The sequence below is a fragment of the Nitratireductor pacificus pht-3B genome, assembly GCF_000300335.1.
Classification (GTDB): domain Bacteria; phylum Pseudomonadota; class Alphaproteobacteria; order Rhizobiales; family Rhizobiaceae; genus Nitratireductor; species Nitratireductor pacificus.
In genome coordinates this window covers 218,477-240,076 of the sequence record NZ_AMRM01000004.1, presented here as the reverse complement: position 1 = coordinate 240,076, position 21,600 = coordinate 218,477, and the positions used below count along the sequence as shown (strand labels likewise).

The window sequence follows — 21,600 nt, the reverse complement described above, 5'->3', positions numbered from 1 at the left end:
CGGGGCTCAGCGGATCGGCATGGCGTAGAGCAGGCCTCCGGCAGTCCATTGCGCGTTCAACCCACGCTCCAGCCCAAGCGTTGCCGTCAGGTTGCGCTCATAGATTTCGCCGTAGTTGCCGACGGCGCTCAGAACGTCGACCATCCAGGTGCTGCCCAAGCCGACGAGACCCCCGGTATCGCCCGAACTGCCCAGCATTCGCTGAATGGAGGGATTTCCCGAATTCGCGGCCATGTCAGCCACATTGGCCTGGGTCACGCCCAGTTCCTCAGCCTCGATCAGACCATAGACCACCCAGGTCACAACATCCTTCCACTGGTTGTCGCCATGGGCCACCAGCGGAGCAAGAGGCTCCTTGGAGATCACCTCGGGAAGGATGACATGCGCGGACGGGTCCGCGAATCCGGTACGGAAGGCGGCCAGCTGGCTGGAATCCGTGGTCAGAGCGTCGCATCGACCCGAAGCGTAGGCCTCGACCGCTTCGCGTTTACCCTCGAAGACAACTGCTTCCATGGTCAGGTTGTTGGCGCGCGCAAAGTCGGTCATGTTCAGTTCGGTCGTTGTGCCGGTCGTCAGGCATACCGTCACATCGTTCAGCTCGGTCGCACTGGAAATGCCGGCATCGGCACTGATCATAAAGCCTTGCCCGTCGTAGTAGACGACAGCCGTGAAATCGACGCCCTCCGCGCCGTCACGCTTCATGGTCCACGTCGTCGTGCGTGACGTCAGGTCGACCTGGCCACTTGAAACCGCCAGCACTTTCTGTTTGGAGGCGAGCGGCACAAACCGGACAGCACCCGCGTCACCGAGGACCGCCGCGGCGACAGCCCGACAGACATCCGCATCCAGACCTTCCCAGATCCCTTCGGAGTTCGCATTCGAAAAGCCCGGCACGCCCTCGCTAACGCCGCAGGCCAACTCGCCTGCCGCGCGAACATCTTCCAATGTTCCGGCCAATGTCGGGCTGGTTCCCGCCAGCATCACGGCTGTCATGGCTGCAAATTTCGCAGAACTGCGCATTTGGTTCTCCCTCTTACTTCGCACCATCAGCGGCTTGAACGTTTTCATATTGCGGGCGTGGCGCTCCAGATTTGGGAGGCTTGAACCCGAGGCCTATGACGCTAGGCGGAAAACCGGCCGCCAAGACATTGGCCAGAGGTATGACCGCGCCGTGCCAAAGCCGTTCGGCTGCGCCAACGGCGGGGTCAAAGGGACTAGTCCCTGGATACGGGGATCGACAAAACCAATTGAAATCAGCTTCTTGCACACGCCCCGCCCCGACGCCGCCCTCTCCGACCGGAGGGCCTTCTGGCGTATTGGTCATTAGCCGGATCAAGTGACATGCTCTGCTCAGACAGACTCACAATGGATTCAGGCATGGACTGGAGACTGATCCTCATCGGGGAGAATGGCCCGACGCCGAAGCACGCTGAAAGAATGACCGAGGCTTTGCGCGTGGCTGGAGCGACATCGGAAATCGCCTCCGGAGGAACCAGCGAGGCCTCCCTCTTCCCAGTGCTGGAGGTACGAGACCCGCAAGACAGGCTCGATCGAGCGAAGATCCATCGGATCGCGGCGCAGCTTGAAATGGATGTTCACATCGCCGCTCGCCCGCCCGCCGAATGCAAGCTGCTGGTGGCGGACATGGAAGCAACGATAATCGAGGACGAGATGCTCGATCTGCTCGCGGATATGCGAGGCATCGGGCCAGCCGTCGCGGACATCACCGCGCGTACGATGGCGGGTGAGCTTGATTTCTCACAATCGCTGAAAGCGAGGACGAAGCTTCTAGCAGGGACGTCGGAAAATCTGCTGAGAGAGCTTTGCGGCCGGATCAGATATACGCCTGGCGCAAAAGCGCTGGTTCAAACCATGCGGACGGCTGGAGCCAAGACGGTTCTGGTGACAGGCGGCTATGACATCTTTGCCCAGGTGGTTGCACGCCATTGCGGATTCGACGAGGTCGTGTCCAATCATCCCGTTTTTCGCGATGGCGTCATGACCGGCGAACTTCAGCTGCCGATCTGCAATGCCCGGACCAAGCGAGAACAGCTGCTGCGATATTGCGGAGAGCTTGGCATTGGGCCACACTCGGCATGCTGCGTGGGCGACGGTGCCAACGATGTCGAGATGTTGCAGAGCTGTGGGCTTGCGGTGAGTTACAAAGGAAAGCCGGTTGTGCAGAAGATCGTTGATCTGAACATCACAAACGGTAGCCTCATCGCCGCGCTTTATGCCCAAGGCTTCACAGCGGCCCGGATTGCCGATCACTGATGGCGGGCCGCCTGATCTCTCTTGGAGCTCTCCTGGCTCTGCTGGCGCACCCGGCCCTGGCCGAGGACGCTGGTCGGACACAAGCGGCGGTGCAGGAGCGCGGTTATCTGATCTGCGGCGTCGGCGTCGATGACATCGGCTTCGCGACCCAAACCGTGAACGGTAACTGGGTCGGCTTCGAAGTGGATTTGTGCCGTGGCGTCGCTGCGGCCGTGCTGGAAGACGCCAACGCGGTGGAGTTCGTGCCGCTTGACAGCTTGAACCGGCTGAACGTGCTCGCCGAGGGCGGCGTGGACGTCCTGTTCCGCACCACCACCTACAACTTCGCGCGCGACGTGATGAGGGGCTTCGAGTTCCCGGCCATCACCTATTATGACGTGCAACGGGTTCTGGTGTTTGCGGATACCGGCGCGACCCGGCTTCGCGATCTTGACGGCCGGACCATTTGCGCCAATTCGGGCACCACCAGCATCGACAATATTCGTGCGGCCATCGCTCGGGCGGGTATAGACACCGATGTTCTCGAGATCGCCTCGCAATCCGGCCGCTGGCGCGCCTTCTTCGGGCGTGAATGCGATGCGGTGACGGCCGATGGAAGCGACCTGGCGGCGCGGATTGCAAGCCAGCCGCAATATCGCGATGACTTCGTTTTTCTTGAAGAGGAAATCTCCAACGAACCGCTTGGGGCCGTCGTGCGCGACGACGACACCAAGTGGACACAGATCATCCGCTGGGTGGTCAACCTGACCATTGTCGCTGAAGCCGCGGATGTTGGCCAGAGCAGCGATGCTGCGAGCCTCGCCAGCCTTCATATTCCAGGTGGGGCAGGTCTCGGGCTGAAGGATGGTTGGGGCGCTTCGGTGATACGCCAGGTGGGTCACTACGGAGAGATATTCGACCGCAATCTCGGCGCGGGATCGGACCTGAAGTTACCGCGCGGACTGAACCGCCTTTGGAAAGACGGTGGACTGATGTACCCGTTGCCGATGGGACATCCCTAACGCTCATGCGCGACTCGTCGGCCAGCAGCGTGGGGCGTATCGTCTTTCTCACCCTGTTATGCATGTCGATCGGTGCGGCGGCCATCGGATTTGTGGCCGTCTTCGGCATACAATCCATCCGCCAGGAATTCGAACGGATGGTGGAGGCTGACCTGCCTCAAGCCACGGTAGCCACCCGGCTCAATGCGGACATCTCTGGCCTTACAAACCAGATGGGCCTGCTGCTGACGGCGAGATCCGAGATCGCGCTCGATACGATCCGCATTCAAACGCGCGATCAGCTGGATGCCATCAACCGGCAGAAAGAGCGGCTACGCGAGTTTCAACTGCGACCTGGAGAGTACGCAGAGATCAATCGTACGCTGGTGGCGCTGGTTGAAAACCTTGATGAAATGGGCGCGCTGAGTACTCGCCGACTGCGATCCGAGGCGCTTGCCCGAACCCTGGAGGAACGCGCTCGGGAGAAGGCTGCATCATCGGACATCGGCAAGGACTTCCTGCTGTGGTCCAGGAATGTGGAAGCGGCCACACGCCTCCGTCAGGTCGACCGGCTCGGCGGGCCGCTTCAAGCGATGATGGCTGAGGCAAAAACCCCGGGCCTGCTGGAACTGGGCACTGACCTGCTGGAACAGCGACGCGACATCATCGAGATCGAAACGACCATTCAAGGCCGCCTGCACCACTATACTCAGTTGTCTGACCGTCTGACCGATGCCACCCGCTTCATGTCATCACGCCTGATATCGGAGGCCAACGCTCGCAGCGGGTCCATTCAGTCGCTCATCCAGATAAACCTGTACCTGATACTCGCCTGTTTTCTCGCCTTCGCTACCGTTGGCGCCTTCATCTATTCCTATCTCGACAAGAATGTCGTCGGCCGCATCCAGGAACTGACCCGCAGGATGAATGCATATGACGGCCAAAGCGCCCCAAGCGGTGAAGCGCGCAATGAAATCACGCTGATGGAAGCCTCTTTCGCGTGGCTGACCAATGCGATAGCCGAACGCGAAAGCCGCCTTGTGGCTCTCAATGAAACAGCGGTCGATGCCCGCCGCGAAGCGGAGAAGGCAAACAGATCGAAATCCACCCTGTTGGCGGCCGCCAGTCACGATCTGCGCCAGCCGATTCATGCGATGGGGCTGCTGATCGGTGGAATCGACCGCAAAGCGCTGCCGGTCCGATCGCGCGAAACAGTGGATCAACTGGCGGCTCTCATGCAGGAGACCGTGGGGCTTTTCAATTCGATCCTCGATATGTCGAAATTGGAAGCCGGAACCTTCACCGCCAAGCAGGTCCCGGTCGATCTCGCTGCTCTCTTCAGCCGCATCACGGCGGATTTTTCGCCGCGCGCCCAGAATACGGGAGCCGCACTCAAGGTCGAAATGCCGCGCGATCGGACGTTCGTCCAAGGCGACGAGAATGCGCTCTACAGGATTCTCAGCAACCTCCTGATCAATGCCATCCAATACGCGCAAGAGGGCGCGATCGAACTCAGAAGTGAGAACCGGGGGAAGGTCTGCACGCTGATCGTGGCAGACAATGGGCCGGGATTGAACCTGGATGCGCTTGATGCGCGTGGCAGTGGCGAGAGATCGGATTTGAAGGGCTACGGCCTGGGTCTCTCAATCAGCTTTGCGCTAGCAGCCGCGATGAAGAGCGAGCTGACTTTCACCTCACCGGAATCCGGAGGCACCCGCTTCGCCTTGTCTCTTCAGACCTGTGAGCCGCCGGCAAAGAATGCAGGCAACGGCCTGCCCACATCAAGGCTCCGCGAACCCGTGAGCGGCCTGAAGATCATCTTCTTGGAGGACAGTGCGGACGTCCACGCCGCAACCCTTGAAGGCCTGAAGCAACTGGGCTGCACTGTGGCCGCGTATACCGCGCCTGAGCAGGCAAGGCGCGCCATTCGAAATGCACGCGCTCCCTTCGTCCTGATTACGGATCTCAATCTCGGCCGCGGCCATTCGGCGGGGAATGTCATAGATGAGGCGCTCGCCCGTACGCCTCATCTTGTCTCGGTGATCATCACAACGGCGACCCGGCTCGAAACGAACAATCACTGGGTCGAGCACGAGAAGATCCAGATCATCGAGAAGCCTTTTTCAATTGGGCGTCTGGCCAGTCTCATTCGTTTCGTTGCGTTGCACGATGGTTAGAACCGCGGGCGGAACCTCACCGCTTGCTGTCGGGAGGACCGGAAGGAAATCGGGGGTTGTTTCCTTCCCTGCAAGCCAGAATTCCAGGCGCTCACCGAACGCACAAGACATTACAACCTGTTGATAAATATCGGTTTATTATCTGCGTCGGTGGTTGAAGACCAAGAGGCTACCACCACATGATACCCGCAAAGGCGCAATCGATCCGCGACCCGCAGGCGCCATCAAACAGGTTTCTTCGTCGCCTCCATATGCGCAGCCGCATTTTCGCGTATGAGGCGACGAAGCCCGAAGCTCCCTCGCCGGCCGGCTTCTACAGATCGATCACCAGTTCACCGTCCTTCGCCGCCGCGCGCGAACAGCACAGCAGCATTCGTTCCGCCCTCTCCTTGTTGGACAGAACGAAATCGCGATGCTCGACATCGCCCTCGATCAGAGGGACGGCGCAGCCCGAAGCTCCCTCGCCGGCCGGCTTCTACAGATCGATCACCAGTTCACTGTCCTTCGCCGCCGCGCGCGAACAGCACAGCAGCATTCGTTCTGCCCGCTCCTTGTTGGATAGCACGAAATCGCGATGCTTCACATCGCCGTCGATCAAAGGGACGCCGCAGATGCCTTCCGAACATTTCGTGTCCACATGAATGCCGATTTCGGTCAGCATGTCGGTGGCGCTCCGGTCGGCGGGCACCGTCAGCGTCTGGCCGCTGCGGGCGAGTTTCAGGCGGAATTCGTGATTGACCCAGTCCGGCGTTTCCGGAAGCGCGAAATACTCCCGGTGCATGGAATCATGCGGCCAGCCCTGCGCGAGCGCTGCATCGAAGACGCCGTCCATAAACTGCGGCGAGCCGCAGGTGTAGACATGATCGCCGTCTTGATAGGGTCCGAGGATGGTCTCGAGTTCGGCCCGCTGTCCCTCGGAAGAGACGTGCAGATGAACAAGGTCACGCCATGGAGCCTCTTCCAGCGTGTCGAGGAAGCCGCCTGTCGCGCGACTGCGGATGCTGTAGTGCAGCTGGAACGGCTTGCCGATCCGGTGCAGCCGGTGCGCCATGGCGATCATCGGCGTGATGCCGATCCCGCCGCCGATCAGGATGCTGCGATTGGCGTCCTCGTGGAGCGGGAAATGATTGATCGGCCGGGAGATGAACACCTTTCGCCCCGCGTCGAAGATGCGGTGCATCAGTTTCGACCCGCCCCGCCCCTCATCCTCGCGGAGCACGCCGATGACGTAGCGGCCGGCGTCGGCGGGATCGCCGGCCAGGCTGTACTGGCGGAAATATTCCGGCGCGACCACCACGTCGATATGCGCCCCCGCCTCGAAGGGCGGCAAAGGCGCGCCGTCGGCTGATACGAACTCGTAGCGGGCGATCGCGTTCGACATCATCTCGACCTTGTCGAGCCGCACCTGGATGACGGGAGCCGGCCCTTCGGGCGCTTTCGGCAGGGAGACGAGGCCTTCGGTGCGTCCCTCGGCAAGACGCGCCCGATAGTCGGCGGGATCGAGCAGGCTGCGATAGGCCGCGATCCCCTTTTCGCGGTCCAGCGGAAACGGAAAGGGATAGGGCGGCGGCGTCAGGTCCGCCGTGTAGGCCGCCAGCGTCTGATCCTCGCTCCTGAGAACCAGGTTCGGGTTGATCTCGCGCGTGTTGACCTGGCTGGCCGGCGTGTAGGAACCGTCGGCGCCAAGCTCGACATCCCACCACCATTTCTTGACGGGATTGATGCGGCCGTTGCCCAGCCGGTCGTCCAGCCAGGCAAGGAAACGCGCGGCGCGCGGCATGTGCATCGCCACCCAGCGGAAAGGCGCCTCGACGAACAGGCCTTCCAGGTTCCAGGGACAGGTCTTCATGCACCGACCACACATCGCGCCGGCCGCGTTGGTGACGCGGTAGCGCGTGCATTTCTCAGCATCCGACTTCCAGATCTCGTAGCCGTTGAACATCTTCTTCGGGCCGGCGGGGATCGATCCGGAGGGGCATTCGCGCGCGCATTTGTTGCAGGCACCGCAGAAGGCCTGGAGGCCGAAGTCGATCGGCTTGTCGTGGACAAGTGGCATGTCGGTCGTCACCACGCCGGATTTCAGGCGCGGACCGAGCAGGGGATTGAGGATCACGTCGCCGATGCGGCTGACCTCGCCCAGCCCTGACAGGAGGAGCAACGGTGGCTGCAGGACCTCGCCGTCGACGACCGAGTGGACGCGGGCGGAATAGCCGAGCCGGCGGATCTGCTCGGCCACGACGCCGCCCAGGATCTGCGAACGCAGATAGGCGCGCATCGACTGCGCGACGGCGATCCAGTCATCACCGCTCGAGCCTTCCATCGTTTCGTGGCCCTGGTCGATGATCGTCGAGATGGCATTGTTGTGGTAGGGCGTGATCGGATTGCCGTTGGCGTCGTGCGAATAATAGGCGTAGTCCGGGCAGCGCGAGATGCCGACGGCATCGCATCCGAGGAAATACAGCGCGGCCTTGACGTCATGCGCGTTCTTCTGCGGATCCTTCGCGCTGGCCGCGACATGCGGCGCCTTCTCGCCATTCTGCAGAAGCATGAACGCCCCGAGCGCACGGCGCGCGCAGTAGCCGATCGGGCTCTTGAGGACGTAGTGTCCGCCCTTGGCGGCGGCCTGCATTCCCTTGCCCATGTCGCCGAACAGGGCACGGGCGAACATGTCGGCGCGCTTCGGAACCCTTGGCACCCGGGGTTCGTCGATGAAGGTCGTGGGTTCGTCGACGGATTTCAACTTCTCGAAGGGCAGCGCACCCTTGGCGAAATCACGTCCGGCATAGGGCGTCCTGTTCAGGGCGCTCTTGTAAAACCCCTTGCCGACCCACCAGGCGGGACCGTGCGAGCGCCATCTGTCAGCCAGTCCGCGCGCGGCCAGCGGCTTGTCGACCGCCATCTCGCAGGTGGTCGTCACGGCGGCCAGGCTGTAGCGCGTGCCGACATAGGGATTGACCAGTTCCACGCCGCCGGAACTGCCGCGCTTCTCGACCAGTCCGGCGGCCAGCGCCAGCTTGCCCAGATGCACGTCCGTGCTGGTCATCGTGTGGGCGCGGGCGGGGTATCCGAGAATGCGCAGATAGTTGGCAAGGACCACCGCCACTTCCGCGACCCGCAGCGCCGAGCGCTGCTCGGTGGTTCCCGCAAGCCAGCCGCCGCCCGGCTCATCCGCCCGGGGTTCGCGGGGATGCTCGACCAGGTAGACGATGGCATGGCTGTGATCGGCGACGCTGCCGAGCCTGGCGCGCGCGGAATCCCTGACATCCGCCATGATGGCGTCGATGCCGGAGGCAAACGTCTTGGTTTCGATGTTCTCGGCCCGTCTGGCGAGATCGTCGATCACCGGGTTGCGGAGCGACCGCTCGAGCAGCGCCTGCGCCGGGAGGCGGCAGATGCCCGCCATGGTCGCGTCGAAGAACATGCCCGCAGCCTTCATGTGGCGGGCGCGCTCCTCCGGGGAATCGGGGATGATCGAGCGCTTCGCCGCCACGGGACCGTTGCGAATGACGTCCAGCATTCCGACGAAGAGCTGGAGCGGATCGGCCAGCGTCTCCTCCCCCGCTCCGCCCGGCACAGCCGCGTTCATCGCCGGAACGTCGTCGAAATGCGGCTGCGTCTCGCTGCGCTTCAGTCTTTCGAGCGGATAGGGACCCAGGTGAAACGGACGGTTCTTGTAGCTGAAGAAGCGCATGGGGCGTTGATTGCCTTTGATCTCTCCGGAGAGCTCAAAGGGCCGGCAGCGCACCCTCCTCGCCTTCCATCATCTTGTCCAACACGGTCTTGAGCATCTCGAACTCGTCTTCCGTGAGCTTGCTCTTGAAATGCTCGGTCGTGAGCGTCGCCTTGGGCAGGAACACCTCCAGTTTGTGCTGCCCCAGCTCCGTCAGGCCGATATCGCGGCCCCGCCGGTCCCCATCCTGTTGCCGCCGCAGGACGAGCCCCTGCTTCTCCATCTCCCTCAGCACGCGCGAGATAGCGGTTCTGTTGACGCTGAGGAACTCGGCCATCGCCGAAGGTGCGGCGATGCCATAGCTGCCCACCATCACGAGGACACACCACATCAGGCGCGACAGGCCGATTTCGGCCAGAAGCTGCTCGTAGTGGCGCTCCATCACGCGCGCTGTGCGCGACATGCGGAAACCAAGCCCGTCGCGGAGCTGATAAATCTGATCTTCAGTCATATAGTTGTCATTGTCAATTAACTGTGTTCATAATATAAGTGTTAGACGCGAACGTGCTGGGAGGCAAATGGTTCGCGCTGTCCGGAATCAAACCAGAATTGAACGAGAACCGCCATCGAGCGGCATAACGGGAGGGAACCATGTTTTCTGGAAAGCTGCCCGCGGCCTTAGCGGCCGTGGCATTGGTCTGCGCGGCGACATTTGCCGAAGCCCGCGAATTGAAACTTGCATCCTTCGTACCGCCGCAGCATCCGATGGATCGCGCCGCGATCACGCCGATGGCCGAAGCATTCAACGCCGCCGCCAATGGCACCTCCACGATCAAGGTCTATCCCTCCGGTGAGCTCGGGGCCGGACCGGTCCAGCAGTACAAGCGCGTCGTCACCGGGATCGCCGACATCGTCTTCGGTATTCCGGAATACACGCCCGAACAGTTTCCGCGCACGACATTGATGAACCTGCCCGGCCTGTTCGAGACCCCCGAGGCCGGCACGACCGCCCTGTGGGACCATTATGAACTGTTCGAGCCCGATTTCGCTCAAGTCAAGATGCTTGCCTTCTGGACCAACAGCCCGGCCATCCTGATCACGCGCGAGAAGCCGGTTCGCGGCATCGCAGATCTGGCGGGCATGAAAATCCGCGTTCCCGATCCCGCCGCCGCCAAGATGGCCGAGGCCTGGGGTGCAATCCCCGTCTCGACGCCGACGACCGAAACCTACAACGCCATGAGCACCGGTATCGTCGACGCGGTCTGGATCGGGCCATCGGGGATCGGTTCCTACAAACTGCACGAGGTCGGCAAATATCTCGTCACCAACCTGCCGAGCCCGCTGGCCACCTTCTATCTGGCGATGAACAAGGACAGCTGGGCGGCCCTTTCGCCGGACGAGCAGGCCGCGCTCGAGAAGGTCAGCGGCCGCGACCTGTCCATGACGGCGGCAGCCGCATTCGACAAGGCGGGAGCGGACGGGCTGGCCCTGGCCAAAGAGGCTGCGCTGGAGTTCATCACGCTGGACGAAGCCTCCGTCGCCGAACTGACCGACAAGAGCCAGGACGTGCTCGATGCGCTGGCCGAGGAAGCAGCGGCCAAGGGCGGTTTCGACGCTAAGATGATCCTCTCCACCGTGACAAGCCGCTGACGCCAGCCGCATCATGGAGAACCGGATCGAAAACGAAACTGTGCCGGAAGCCGGCACAGTGACGGCGCTGGGCCGTCTCATGAAGCTCGCCCTGGGTGTCGCGGGGGGCATCGCCCTCTGCGCGATGATGGTCCTGTCCGTCTACGACGCGCTCGGCCGCAGTCTGTTCAACGCCCCGCTGTTCGGCGCCAACGACATCACCCAGGTGCTCCTGGTCACCACTGTCGCCGCCGCGCTGCCGCTCTGCATTCTCGCAGGGCAGGCGATCAGGATCGATATCCTGGCCGACATGCTGCCCCCGGCGCTCGGCCGCATGGTCGATGCCGTCCTGCGCTGGGTCGGCGCGGTCATGCTCGGCTATCTCGCATGGCGCTGTCTGCTGAACGGTCTGGAAGCCACCAGGTTCGGCGAGACGACGATGCTGCTCCTGATATCGCATGCCCCCTTCTACCTGCTTCTGGCAGGCGGCCTCGCCCTGGGAGCGCTGATCCTGCTCTTCCCGCAACTCGTCAAAAGGCAATCCCGATGAGCGCGACCATGACCGGCCTTGCAGGCTTTGCCGCGCTGTTCGTCCTGATGGGCCTCGGCATGCCCGTCGGCATCGCCATGCTGCTCGTGGGTTTCGTGGGGATCGTCAGCCTGTCGTCGTTGAACGCGGCGGCCTACACGATCTCGGGCCAGGCCTTCGAGATCGCGTCCATGTACGATCTTTCGGTGCTGCCGCTGTTCATCCTGATGGGCAATCTCGCATCCGCCAGCGGCCTCAGCAGGGATCTCTACACAGCGGCCTATTCCTGGTTCGGCCATCGGAAGGGAGGACTTGCCGGCGCGACCGTTCTTGGCTGCGCGGGCTTCGCAGCGCTCTCCGGCTCGTCCATCGCCTCGGCGGTCACGATGGGCCGCGTCGCCTATCCCGAGATGCGGCGTTTCAACTACGGCAGCAGACTGTCCACCGGCGTCATCGCCGCCGGCGGCACGCTGGGGATCCTCATCCCTCCGTCGACCGGCTTCGTCATGTATGCCATCCTGACGGAGCAATCCATCGGGCGGCTGTTCATGGCGGGCGTGCTGCCGGGCATCCTGCTCACCGCGCTGTTCCTGCTCGTCATCGCCCTGATCGTTCACTTCAGGCCGGCGGAGGGTCCCGCCGGGCCGCTTTCGAGCACGGCGGAGCGCCTAGCCGCCTCGCGCCGCGCGCTCGGCATCCTGACCATCATCGTGCTCACCATCGGCGGCATCTACACCGGCGTGTTCACCCCGGTGGAGGCGGCGGGCGTCGGCGCGGCGTTTGCGCTCGTCATGCTCGTGCTGCGGCGGCAGGCGCGCCCGGAGGTCATCAGGCATGTCGTCCTCGAGACGCTCCAGACGTCGGGCATGTGTTTCCTCATCCTGATCGGCGCCAGCGCATTCTCGCCGTTCATCGCCTTGTCGGAACTGCCGCGCGACGCGGCGGCCATGTTCACGGGCCTCGGCCTCGGGCCATACGGGACGATCATCCTTCTGCTGATCGCCTATGCGGTGCTGGGCATGTTCATCGAGGGACTGTCGCTCCTGGTGATCACCCTGCCGATCGTCTTTCCCGTGATCATGGCACTCGGCTTCGACCCGATCTGGTTCGGCGTCATCATGGTCGTCGTTCTCGAGATGGGGCTGATCAGCCCGCCCGTCGGCGTCAACTGCTTCGTCGTCAAGACGGTCGCGGACGATGTGAAGCTGCAGTCCGTCTTTGCGGGGGTCATGCCCTTCTGGGCCGCGATGATGGTCTGCCTGGCCATGCTGATCGCCTTTCCGCAGATCGCCCTGCTGTTGCCCAACGCAATGTTCTAGCATTCTGCGGTCAGGTGGTTCCGCCTGACCGCAGATACTTGAAATGACATCTGCAGGACCGCGCACGGCGCGGAGGAGGATGCCTCAGTCCCCGTCCACCTTGCCGGGCGCCAGGCCCAGCATGGCGGCATACCAGGTCGCTTCCGCGCGCGAGGAAATCCCGAGCTTCCGGTAGATCGACTTGATGTGTGTGGCGACCGTGTTGCCGGAGAGGGAAAGCTGCTCGGAGACATCGACGTTGCGCATGCCACGGCTGATGAGGGCCAGAACCTCTTTCTCGCGCTCGGTCAGGCTCTCCTCCGGCGCGGCGGCAGGCCCCGTCAACTGGAAATGCTCCATGATCCGGCGGGCGATGGCGGGCGAAAGGGCGGGAATGCCCTCCGCAAGCTGCGACAATTGCCGGATGATCGTGTCGGACGGCTGCTCCTTCAGGAGATAGCCGTTGGCTCCGGCCGACAGTGCCGCGACGATGTGGGCGTCGTCGCCCATGGCGGTGGTGATCACGCAGAGCGTATCGGGGCTCTTCTGGCGCAGGGCGCGGAGCACTTCTATGCCCGAGCCGTCCGGCAGCCTGAGATCGATCAGGGCTACCTCGTAGTCGCGCCGCGACGCGAGAGCGAGGCCGGCCTGCAGGGTTGCCGCCGTGTCGATCTCGTGCGGGGCCGGGAACGCGGCTCGCGCGATCCCGTCGAGCCAGGTGCGCGCCTCGGCCAGATCCTCGACGATGAGAACGCGTGTCATTCCAGCTCGCCCTCGTAGAGAGGAAACCTGGCCTGGACCAGCAGGCCCGGTCCCGCATCCGAGAAGGCAAGCGTGCCCTTGAGGGCCACCAGCCTGGCCTCGATGTTGGAAAGGCCGTTGCCGCTTCCCCACCGGTCGGCCGCAAGCCCCTTGCCGTCATCGCTCAGATCGAGGCTGATGACCCTGTCCTGAAGCGCGAACTTCACCCGCATCGTCCGGGCGCCGGAATGCCGGATCGTGTTGCTGACGATCTCGCGCAGGATGGAGCGCAGGGAGTGGGCGATGTTCGGGGTGAGCACCATTTCGCGGTTGTCGCACGTGTCCTCCCAACTCAGCCTGATGTCCGCCGAGGCCAGGCGTTCCAGCGCCTCGACCTTGAGATCGGCGAGCACCTCGTCGAGGCTCTTGCCGCCGCGCGCGGCGTTGTTGACGATGTCGCGCAGGTCGGAGATCGTCTCGCGGATCAGCGTGTCCTTGCGCTCGGGCACGTCGCTGTGGAGCGCGGAAAGAAGCTGTGCGCCCATATTGTCGTGCATGTCGCGCGCGATCCGCATGCGTTCCTCGGTCGCGCCCTTCTCATGGGCGTCGCGGCTCGCGATCGCATGCGCGAGCATGGCGCAGATCTCGGCAGCGAAACGCCGGTCCTGCGGGCTGAACAGGCGCCGGCCCGAATGGGCGTAGGACAGCCTGAGCGGCGCGATGTCGGAGATGCCCGGGAGCAGAAGCGCCAGTCCGTCCTCGGCGATCACCGGTGCGGTCGGGGCGGACCGCGCCCCGGCGGTCATGCGCAGGGGCTGAAATGCGTCCTGCAGAACCTGACGCCAGCGGCCTTCCCGCGCCGCATCCTTGATCAGCGCGACGTCGACGATGCGGCCGAACAGCTCCTCGCGGTCTGTTTCCCGTCGCGGCATGAGCCGCTTCGCCAGCCAGTCTCGGAACGGCAGGTAGATGAGCGCGACGATCAGCAGCGACAGAGCGAACGCGGCCGGCCGGTCCATCGCGACGAAGGAAATCAGCGCCGCGTCGAACAGCACGAGCAGCATGACCGCCCCGAAATAGGTGAGGATCGAGAAGGCCCAGCCTTCCAGCTCGAACAGGCGATAGCGCGCGACGCCGACCGCCACCCCCAGGAACAGCATGCCGAACAGGACGAAGGCATAACCCTGCGAAACCGTGGGGCGCATGCCGAACAGATTGGGCATGAGCACGACGGTGACGAAGGTGCCGGCGCACAGGCCGACCGAAAGGGCAAACCAGCGGATCGCAGCCTGGGCGGCCGGGTCGCCCCTGCTGGTGCGGTATTGCAGGAACGCGCCGAGCAGGATCCCGACCATCAGGATCACCGTCGGCAGGTGATAGCCTTCCGCCGGGCCGGGAAAGCCGATCCATGCCGTATCCATGATCCAGATCGCGCCGTAGACGACCGGCAGGATCCAGAGGGCGCGAACCGGGACCAGGCGGCGCGGATAGACGAGAAAAAGGGCGACCATGGCCACGCCGAAGGTGAGCGCGCCGAAATGGTTGATGGCCGAGAGCGCGTGGAACAGCGCGCCCGGCAGGGCGACCTCGCGCGACGAGTAGACCGCGGCGGGAAACGCGGCGAGAAGGATCCCCGCCCCCGCCCCGGCGAGAAGCCCGGCCGACAGCTCCCCGCGACGCAGGCTCCACACCCATGCGCCCACAATCATGCTGACAAGGCCGGTGGCGATCTGGACCCAGAAGACCAGCGGGAGGCTTGTGACCGGTCGGCGGGGAGCAGGTGTCACCACCTGATGCGCAGCGGAGGCCCCGCCCGTCTCCAGCGTCACCTCCGGGGACGCGAGCGCGGCATGAAGCGCGCCCTGCCGGTCAAGGAAGCGCTTCAGCGCCGGATAGCTTTCCGCGACATCGGGCTCCTCGACGAGATCGCCGGCTTCGATCGCCATGCCGCCGACCCCGGTCAGAGGCGTCCCCGGCACCAGAGACGCCGCAGGGCCGTTCGCGGTCACGGCGTCGATGCGGACGAGGCCGGACTGTTCTTCAACGGAGAGACGGAGGCCGAGCCATGGCTGATCGAGCGTGACGAGCGTGGCGGCCAGGGTGGCGGCAAGCCCGAAAAGCGCGGTGAAGACGAGCATCGTGAACGGCGTGAACTTCTTGACCACGTGAAAGACGTCTCCCCCCGGAACGGTTCCGCTATCCCCTATAGCAGACCAGGCCGCATGCCGCTCACCTGTTCAGGTGATGCCCCTGCCGCGCCCGCTCGGCTATCTCGTCACCGTATAAATCAATGAACTGCAAAAGGGCACGTTTTCAATGAAGGCGGGGAAATACAAGGGGCTTCTTCAAACGACAGCGCTGGTATCGTTGTCACTTCTGACAGCGCTTCCCGGGTTTGCCGACGACACGGCGAGCATCAACCGGGACATAACGCCGGCACAGGACACCCGCGATTACTACGGCGATGACGATCCCGCCGATGACGCGTTCAGTTCCTCGTTGACCGAACGGGCCCTCATCGGCGGAATCTCGGCCGATGGCAGCTCCTTCGTCGGGACCGTGTATCGCGGCTATGCGAAAAGCGTCTACAGCGGTTTCGTCTGGACCGCCGAAGAGGGCGTCCAGCCGGTCGGCGACCGGGATCCGGACGCACCGCTGAACGCGAGCCAATACTACACGGCTGCCGGCATCTCCGCCGACGGCAAGGTCATCGTCGGCAAGGCCGCGCCCGGTGTGTCGGGCGGGGATTTCGGCCAGAGGGCATACCGCTGGACGGCCGCCGGCGGCTTTCAGCTGCTCGGATCGCTTCCCGGACAATCCAATCTGTTCTCCGAGGCAACAGCGGTTTCCGGCGACGGCAAGGTTGCGGTCGGCTATGTCGGCGCCACCGGCGGCGAGGCGTTCCGCTGGTCCGAAGAAGACGGGATGCAGAGCCTCGGCTGGCTGGAAGGCCGCAGTGAAGCCGGCAATGACAAGGCCCTGGCCGCTTCCTATGACGGCTCGGTGATCGTCGGCTCGGCGCTGTCGAGCAGCAGCAAGTTCCAGGCGTTCCACTGGACCGAGGAAGCGGGCATGGTGGCGCTGCCGACCCTTGCCGCATATTCCTCGAGCAACAACACCGCGACCGCGACCGGCATCTCCTGGGACGGGCGCATCGTGGTGGGCCACTCGTTGAAGGGATACATGAACCAGGCGGTCCGCTGGGTGGATGGCGACATCTTCTCGCTGGGCGGCCTTGGGGGAGCGAGCAGTTCCCTGTCCAAGGCCTACGGGATTTCCGGGAACGGCCATGTCATCGTGGGCGAGGTAAGCGGCAACGATAGCCGGACCAACGGTTTCCGCTGGAGCGAAGAAGAGGGAATGCTGACGGTCGAGGACTGGCTGCGGGCCAGCGGCGCGACCATCGAGTCCAATTTTCCGGGCCGCTCCGAAATCACCCTCACCGCCGAGGCCACCAATGAAGATGGTTCGGTGGTCGTCGGTCTGACGCGTGACGACAAGGTCTATATCGCGCGTGGCACCGGGACGGGCCCTTCAGGCAGCGGCACCGGCGGCGGTGATACAGGCGGGGGTGAGACTGGTGGAGGCGAGACCGGCGGAGGCGAGACCGGCGGAGGCGAGACCGGTGGAGGCGAGACTGGTGGAGGCGAGACCGGCGGCGGCGAGACTGGCGGCGGCGAGACCGGCGGCGGCGAGACCGGCGGAGGCAACACCGGTGGGGGCAACACCGGTGGGGGCAACACCGGTGGGGGCAACACCGGTGGGGGCAACACCGGCGGCGGAAATGGCGGCGGTAGCGGTCTCATCACCCTGGAAGATCTCGGAGCGAGCATCGGGACGTCCGGAGCGGCCAAGACCTCGGTCGTCAACAGCCTGGGCATCATCCTCAACGGCGCCGGCTCCCGGCCCCTCGATCATCGCGTGCCGGACGGCAAGTTCACGATGTGGGTCGGCGGCGACTGGGGCCGCGACGACCATGGCGGCCGCGACGGAGTGCTCGGCCTCGGCGAAGTCGGATTGGGGTATAATTTCGGTCCCCTTCAGCTGAACGGCGTCGCGGGCTACACCGGCCTCGACCAGGACACGATCCTGGGCGGGACCACGGAGGTCCGCGCCGGGTATGTCAAGCTCGAGGCGCTCGGCCAGATCACCGGGGATCAGAACAGTGGTCTTTGGGGCGTCGTGACGGCAACCGGCTTGTGGGGGAAGGCCGACATCACCCGCAACTACCTCGTCGGCGGCGGGCTGATCGACAGCTCTTCCGGACGGACGGACGTGGAGGGCTACGGCATCCGTGGACGCCTGCAGTGGGAAAATCTCCTCCCTTACGTCTCGCCCTACGGCGAACTCTCCTACGCCCACACCTGCATGGGAGGCTACACGGAGGCGGGCGGCGCCTTTGCGGCAGGCTTCAACAAGCTGTGCGACAGCAGCACCGAAGTCCGCTACGGCATCGACGCGAAGCTCCCCATCACGGAGCAGCTTCGCCTGATCGGAACTCTGGAAGGCGTCCATCGCTTCGAAAGCAGCGGATCGAACGTCACCGGTCAGGTGATCGGCCTCGGCGGCTTCGATCTCGGCGCCGCGGCTTATCAGCAAGACTGGTTGCGCGCCGGCGCGGGCTTCGAAGTCGACATATCGGGATCGACGCTTTCCGTGATGGGCAACGCCACCACGAAAGGCGAAGCCTCGAACGCATGGGTCGCCGCCAACTGGCGCGTGACGTTCTGACCATGGAACCCGCGGCCGGCATTTCCGCCGGTCCGCTGTTCCAGACCTCGTGGAATGGGGCACGACGAGGTCTTCGGTGCGGCCGGTAGCGGTGACGACCGCTATCGGCCGCACTCCTTTTCGCGTCTTGTGAGGCGCGGACGCTACAGGCGGACCTGCTTCGGCGTGACGCCATAGGCCCTTCGGAAGGCCGTCGTGAAGCTCGAGATGTTGTTGTACCCGGCCAGATGCGCGGCATGCGCGATGGGGATGCCGTCATCCGCCAGCGCCGAGCGCGCGGCCTCGAGGCGCTTCTGCCGGATGAAGTCGAACACGGTCATCCCGAAATGCGTCTTGAAATGCCGCTGCAGGGTGGAGGTGCCCCAGCCCACCTCCCGGGCGATCCGATCGATGGTCAGATCCTTGTCGAGATTTGCGGTGACGAAATCGCGCACCCGTTCGCAGAAGCGCAACGTCATCAGGCTCGGCGCGGGAAGGTGGTCCTTCTTGTCGGCCAGCATCGTCAGCAGCGACTGCCACATCATGTCCATTCCCTGCGCCCTCAGATACAGGGAGTTCAACTCGCCCTCGAGCGCGGGCGGCGGGCTGATGATCTTCTGGGCCGTCTGCACGATGTGCTGGCCCGGCTCGAAGGAATGTTGGGCGAGATGCTGCGAGAAGAACTTCCGCAGTACCGATTTCTGCGCCTCGTCCTGAACGTCGAACAGGCGCTGCAGCCATGGCAGCGGCGCCGATATCATCACCTTGCGCAACGGCGTCTGGCTATCGTTGAGGAAGCGTAACCGGCTGTCCTTCGCGACGTTCAGCATGAAGACGACAGGCGTGCTCTCCTCTTCGGGGCCTGCGTCGATCTCGAAATGCCTGTCGTCGATGACGAAGCGCTGCGTGCCCTGCAGCAGGACCATCAGCATGAATTTCGGCCAGATATGGAGCTCGCGCGTTTCGGGCGTGCAGTTCGGCACCCCCTGGATGGCACCGACGAAAAGCTCTTGTGAGGTGTACTGCATTCGATGACCCTGACGCCGGCCCGGCGGATTGAACGCCGGAAACGGCACGATGCCGTTTGCGCCTAAGAAATTGCGGTTCTGGCCAAACTCTTTCGGCTCGACTCCATCTTAGCGCCAAACATATACATGACCAATCTTCTCAAGATTAAACCGAGCCGCGGCGAGAAGCAAGTCGGCCGCCGCTGGCGGCTTGTGATCGCCTCCGGCGCAGGTCTTGGGACGACAGCAGGCAGGGGGCAGTCACAATGGGACGCGGAACGCGGCACGAAGGCATCGGCCGACGCTCTCCAGGCGTCGCGTTCCATTCCACATCCCCTCTGCAACGACGGACTTATGGCCGGAAAGCCGGGGCCAAGCGCTGGCCGGTCGGGGATTAACAGGAAAAGCACATGTCATTCACGCGGATACTGCCGCTCACCGGCGCCTCCCTGCTCGCAATCGCTTCGGCGTTGCAGGCGCAGGAAACCAGTCAGGGCACCACCGTGCTCGACACGATCACGGTCATCAGCGACGGCAAGGAGAACATCGAGGCGACCGGCGGAACCGTCGTCACGCAGGAGGATCTGGAGATTCTGCAGCCGAGCAATGTCTCCGAGCTGTTCGCCCACGAATCCTCGATCAGCGTCTCGGGCGGCGGCGGCCCCTCGAAGCGCATCCACGTCTTCGGCATGGAGCAGTCGAACCTGGCCGTCAGCGTGGACGGCGTCCCGCAGAACGCGACGAGCTGGCACCACACAGGCTCCAATGTCGTCGATCCCGTGTTCCTGAAGCGCGTCGAGGTCGAAGCCGGCGCGGCGGCGGCCGATTCCGGCTTTGGCGCAGCGGCCGGCGCCATCCGCTATGAAACCGTCGGCGCGCTCGACCTGCTCGAGGACGGCAAGAATCTCGGCGCCCGGTTCGGCCTCTCCTACGGCACGAACGGCCGCGGCTTCTCGGGCAGCGCCGCCGGTTACGGGCGGCATGAGGGCTTCGACTGGTTCGTGATGACCCACGGCGCGACAGGCAAGAACTACGAGAACGGCGACGGGATCGAGATCCGGGGTACGGAGCCTGCGGCACGCAACATCCTCGCCAAGCTCGGCTACGAGTTCGACGGCCATCGCCTCGAGTTCGGCTATGAACGCAGCCGCGACGAGGCCGACCGCCTGATCAAGATGAATCTGGGCCTCGCCAGCGACACCGTGCATCCGCTGGAGGTGGCGCGCGATGCGGTCAACCTGAAATACACCACCACGGCGCCCACCGACATGTGGGACCCGGAGGTGATCGTCTACTACAGCGAGAACGATTACTGGCGCCCCAACTACCAGAGCCGCACCAACGGCAACATGGCCCTCAAGGAGGACCTGTTCGGCGGAAAGGTGCAGAACCGCTTCACCTTCGACAACGGCAACATCACGGCAGGCGTCGATTTCGGCCGGCATGGCTATTTCACCGACAATTACGGGAACAACGACCGCCGCTACCGCGACTTCTCGACCTTCCAGATCGGCGCCTTCGCGCAGGGGCGTTTCGAGTTCGACAACGGCTTCAACCTGTCGACCGGCGTGCGGTATGACGGTCACCGCTTCACCGACTGGGACGACAACACGTTCTCCGACAGCGGCGCCAGCGCGAACGCGACCGTTTCCTACAAGTTCAACGACCATTTCGAGGTCTTCGCGGGCGCCTCGCGCACCTGGCTCGGCTATGTCATCGGGGACTACGGCTACGTCCATGCCCGCGACAACAGCTTCAGCACCGATCCCAATTTCAGCGCCGGCACCGCGCAGAACCTGAAGGTGGGCGCCAATCTCGGCGGCGAGAACTGGAATGCCGGCATCACCTTCTTCGACACGCGGATCGACGGGCTGCCCCTCTACGCCTGGGGTCCGGGCGCCATGCTGCAGAACCATCCGGACGAGTTCCGTTCGCGCGGCGTGACGCTGAATGCCGGCTATCGCTGGGAGAACACGAAGATCGGCGCCACCTTCACCAAGGCGAAGGTCACGGCGGGCGGCATCTCGGTGCTGCCGAACAGCGGAACCTTCATGCCGATCGGCGACATGGCGACGCTCTATATCGACCACGAGCTTCCCGACTACAATCTGAAGCTCGGCGCGTCGCTCGCCTGGGCCGGCAAGATCTCGGACGCGGTCGCGACCGCGGCAACGCACCGCGACCAACCCGCCTACACCGTGGTCAACACCTATGCGGAATGGACCCCGCCCGCATACGAAAACATGTCCATTCGCGTTGGCGTCGAGAACCTCTTCAACGAGACCTATTACGAGCGCACGGGCTTCGCGGCGCGGGGCAACGGCAATATCGAGCCGGTCTACGCCCCGGGGCGGACGTTCACCTTCCACACGGCGGTGAAATTCTGATCGCATCGGACCGCGGACTGACACCGCCATCTCCCCCGCCGCCGGCGGTGGAGGCTGCCGAACCGAGAAAGGCCGACCATGGCGACATGGTCGGCCTTTTTCGTCCGCCTGCTTGAGTCCCGACATTCTGACCGCAGCCGGTCCGATTGGCCACAGCCCTGTAAAAAACCTGTCGCATGCATTCGCTAGGAGTCGCGG

Annotated in this window: 14 protein-coding genes; 8 read left to right on the top strand and 6 right to left on the bottom strand. The window is 63.9% G+C overall.

The window, feature by feature from the left end; all coding sequences use genetic code 11:
- Window positions 1-6: 6 nt before the first annotated feature.
- Window positions 7-1,020: an amino acid ABC transporter substrate-binding protein gene (locus NA2_RS05345; protein ID WP_040676788.1), complete on the bottom strand. Its 1,014-nt coding sequence runs from the start codon at window positions 1,018-1,020 to the stop codon at window positions 7-9.
- Between the two features lie 357 nt (window positions 1,021-1,377).
- Between NA2_RS05345 and serB the strand changes: the two genes are divergently transcribed.
- Genes serB through NA2_RS05330 form a run of 3 tightly spaced genes read left to right on the top strand, consistent with a single transcriptional unit; the run spans window position 1,378 to window position 5,431 of the window.
- A complete protein-coding gene (gene serB / locus NA2_RS05340; RefSeq protein ID WP_008595014.1) occupies window positions 1,378-2,274 on the top strand; it encodes a phosphoserine phosphatase SerB in 897 nt (298 codons plus the stop codon).
- Window positions 2,274-3,275 carry a transporter substrate-binding domain-containing protein gene (locus NA2_RS05335; protein ID WP_008595012.1) on the top strand — a complete coding sequence of 334 codons (1,002 nt, stop codon included), beginning with the start codon at window positions 2,274-2,276 and terminating at the stop codon, window positions 3,273-3,275. Before serB ends, NA2_RS05335 begins: the two co-directional genes overlap by 1 nt.
- A gap of 5 nt (window positions 3,276-3,280) precedes the next feature.
- The gene (locus NA2_RS05330; protein ID WP_008595010.1) at window positions 3,281-5,431 is read left to right on the top strand and encodes a sensor histidine kinase; all 2,151 of its coding nucleotides are present in this window, start codon (window positions 3,281-3,283) and stop codon (window positions 5,429-5,431) included.
- A 475-nt stretch (window positions 5,432-5,906) separates the two neighbouring features.
- Here NA2_RS05330 and NA2_RS05325 read toward each other — a convergent pair whose 3' ends face one another.
- On the bottom strand, window positions 5,907-9,122 hold the full coding sequence (locus NA2_RS05325; RefSeq protein WP_008595008.1) for a 4Fe-4S double cluster binding domain-containing protein: 3,216 nt from the start codon (window positions 9,120-9,122) through the stop codon (window positions 5,907-5,909).
- A 34-nt stretch (window positions 9,123-9,156) separates the two neighbouring features.
- Window positions 9,157-9,612 (bottom strand): MarR family winged helix-turn-helix transcriptional regulator, encoded by a 456-nt coding sequence (locus tag NA2_RS05320; RefSeq protein WP_008595005.1) that lies wholly within the window; start codon window positions 9,610-9,612, stop codon window positions 9,157-9,159.
- A 140-nt stretch (window positions 9,613-9,752) separates the two neighbouring features.
- On the opposite strand from NA2_RS05320, the gene NA2_RS05315 reads away from it, so the two are divergent.
- The 3 genes from NA2_RS05315 (at window position 9,753) to NA2_RS05305 (ending at window position 12,578) form a co-directional block, all read left to right on the top strand.
- A complete protein-coding gene (locus NA2_RS05315; RefSeq protein ID WP_008595004.1) occupies window positions 9,753-10,751 on the top strand; it encodes a TRAP transporter substrate-binding protein in 999 nt (332 codons plus the stop codon).
- Window positions 10,752-10,830: 79 nt separating this feature from the next.
- Window positions 10,831-11,280 carry a TRAP transporter small permease gene (locus tag NA2_RS05310; RefSeq protein WP_210161285.1) on the top strand — a complete coding sequence of 150 codons (450 nt, stop codon included), beginning with the start codon at window positions 10,831-10,833 and terminating at the stop codon, window positions 11,278-11,280.
- On the top strand, window positions 11,277-12,578 hold the full coding sequence (locus NA2_RS05305; protein ID WP_008595000.1) for a TRAP transporter large permease: 1,302 nt from the start codon (window positions 11,277-11,279) through the stop codon (window positions 12,576-12,578). The genes NA2_RS05310 and NA2_RS05305 overlap by 4 nt, the downstream gene beginning before the upstream one ends.
- A gap of 84 nt (window positions 12,579-12,662) precedes the next feature.
- On the opposite strand, the gene NA2_RS05300 is transcribed toward NA2_RS05305, so the two are convergent.
- Window positions 12,663-13,319, bottom strand: a complete 657-nt coding sequence (locus tag NA2_RS05300; protein ID WP_008594998.1) for a response regulator — start codon at window positions 13,317-13,319, stop codon at window positions 12,663-12,665.
- Window positions 13,316-15,463, bottom strand: coding sequence for a sensor histidine kinase (locus tag NA2_RS05295; protein WP_008594997.1), 2,148 nt, complete (start codon window positions 15,461-15,463; stop codon window positions 13,316-13,318). Before NA2_RS05295 ends, NA2_RS05300 begins: the two co-directional genes overlap by 4 nt.
- A gap of 202 nt (window positions 15,464-15,665) precedes the next feature.
- Here NA2_RS05295 and NA2_RS21230 point away from each other — a divergent pair, with 202 nt between their 5' ends.
- On the top strand, window positions 15,666-18,029 hold the full coding sequence (locus NA2_RS21230; RefSeq protein ID WP_157188134.1) for an autotransporter domain-containing protein: 2,364 nt from the start codon (window positions 15,666-15,668) through the stop codon (window positions 18,027-18,029).
- Between the two features lie 143 nt (window positions 18,030-18,172).
- On the opposite strand, the gene NA2_RS05285 is transcribed toward NA2_RS21230, so the two are convergent.
- Window positions 18,173-18,940 (bottom strand): helix-turn-helix domain-containing protein, encoded by a 768-nt coding sequence (locus NA2_RS05285; protein ID WP_040676839.1) that lies wholly within the window; start codon window positions 18,938-18,940, stop codon window positions 18,173-18,175.
- A 485-nt stretch (window positions 18,941-19,425) separates the two neighbouring features.
- Here NA2_RS05285 and NA2_RS05280 point away from each other — a divergent pair, with 485 nt between their 5' ends.
- A complete protein-coding gene (locus NA2_RS05280) occupies window positions 19,426-21,402 on the top strand; it encodes a TonB-dependent receptor domain-containing protein (RefSeq protein ID WP_008594989.1) in 1,977 nt (658 codons plus the stop codon).
- The last annotated feature ends 198 nt before the right edge of the window (window positions 21,403-21,600 follow it).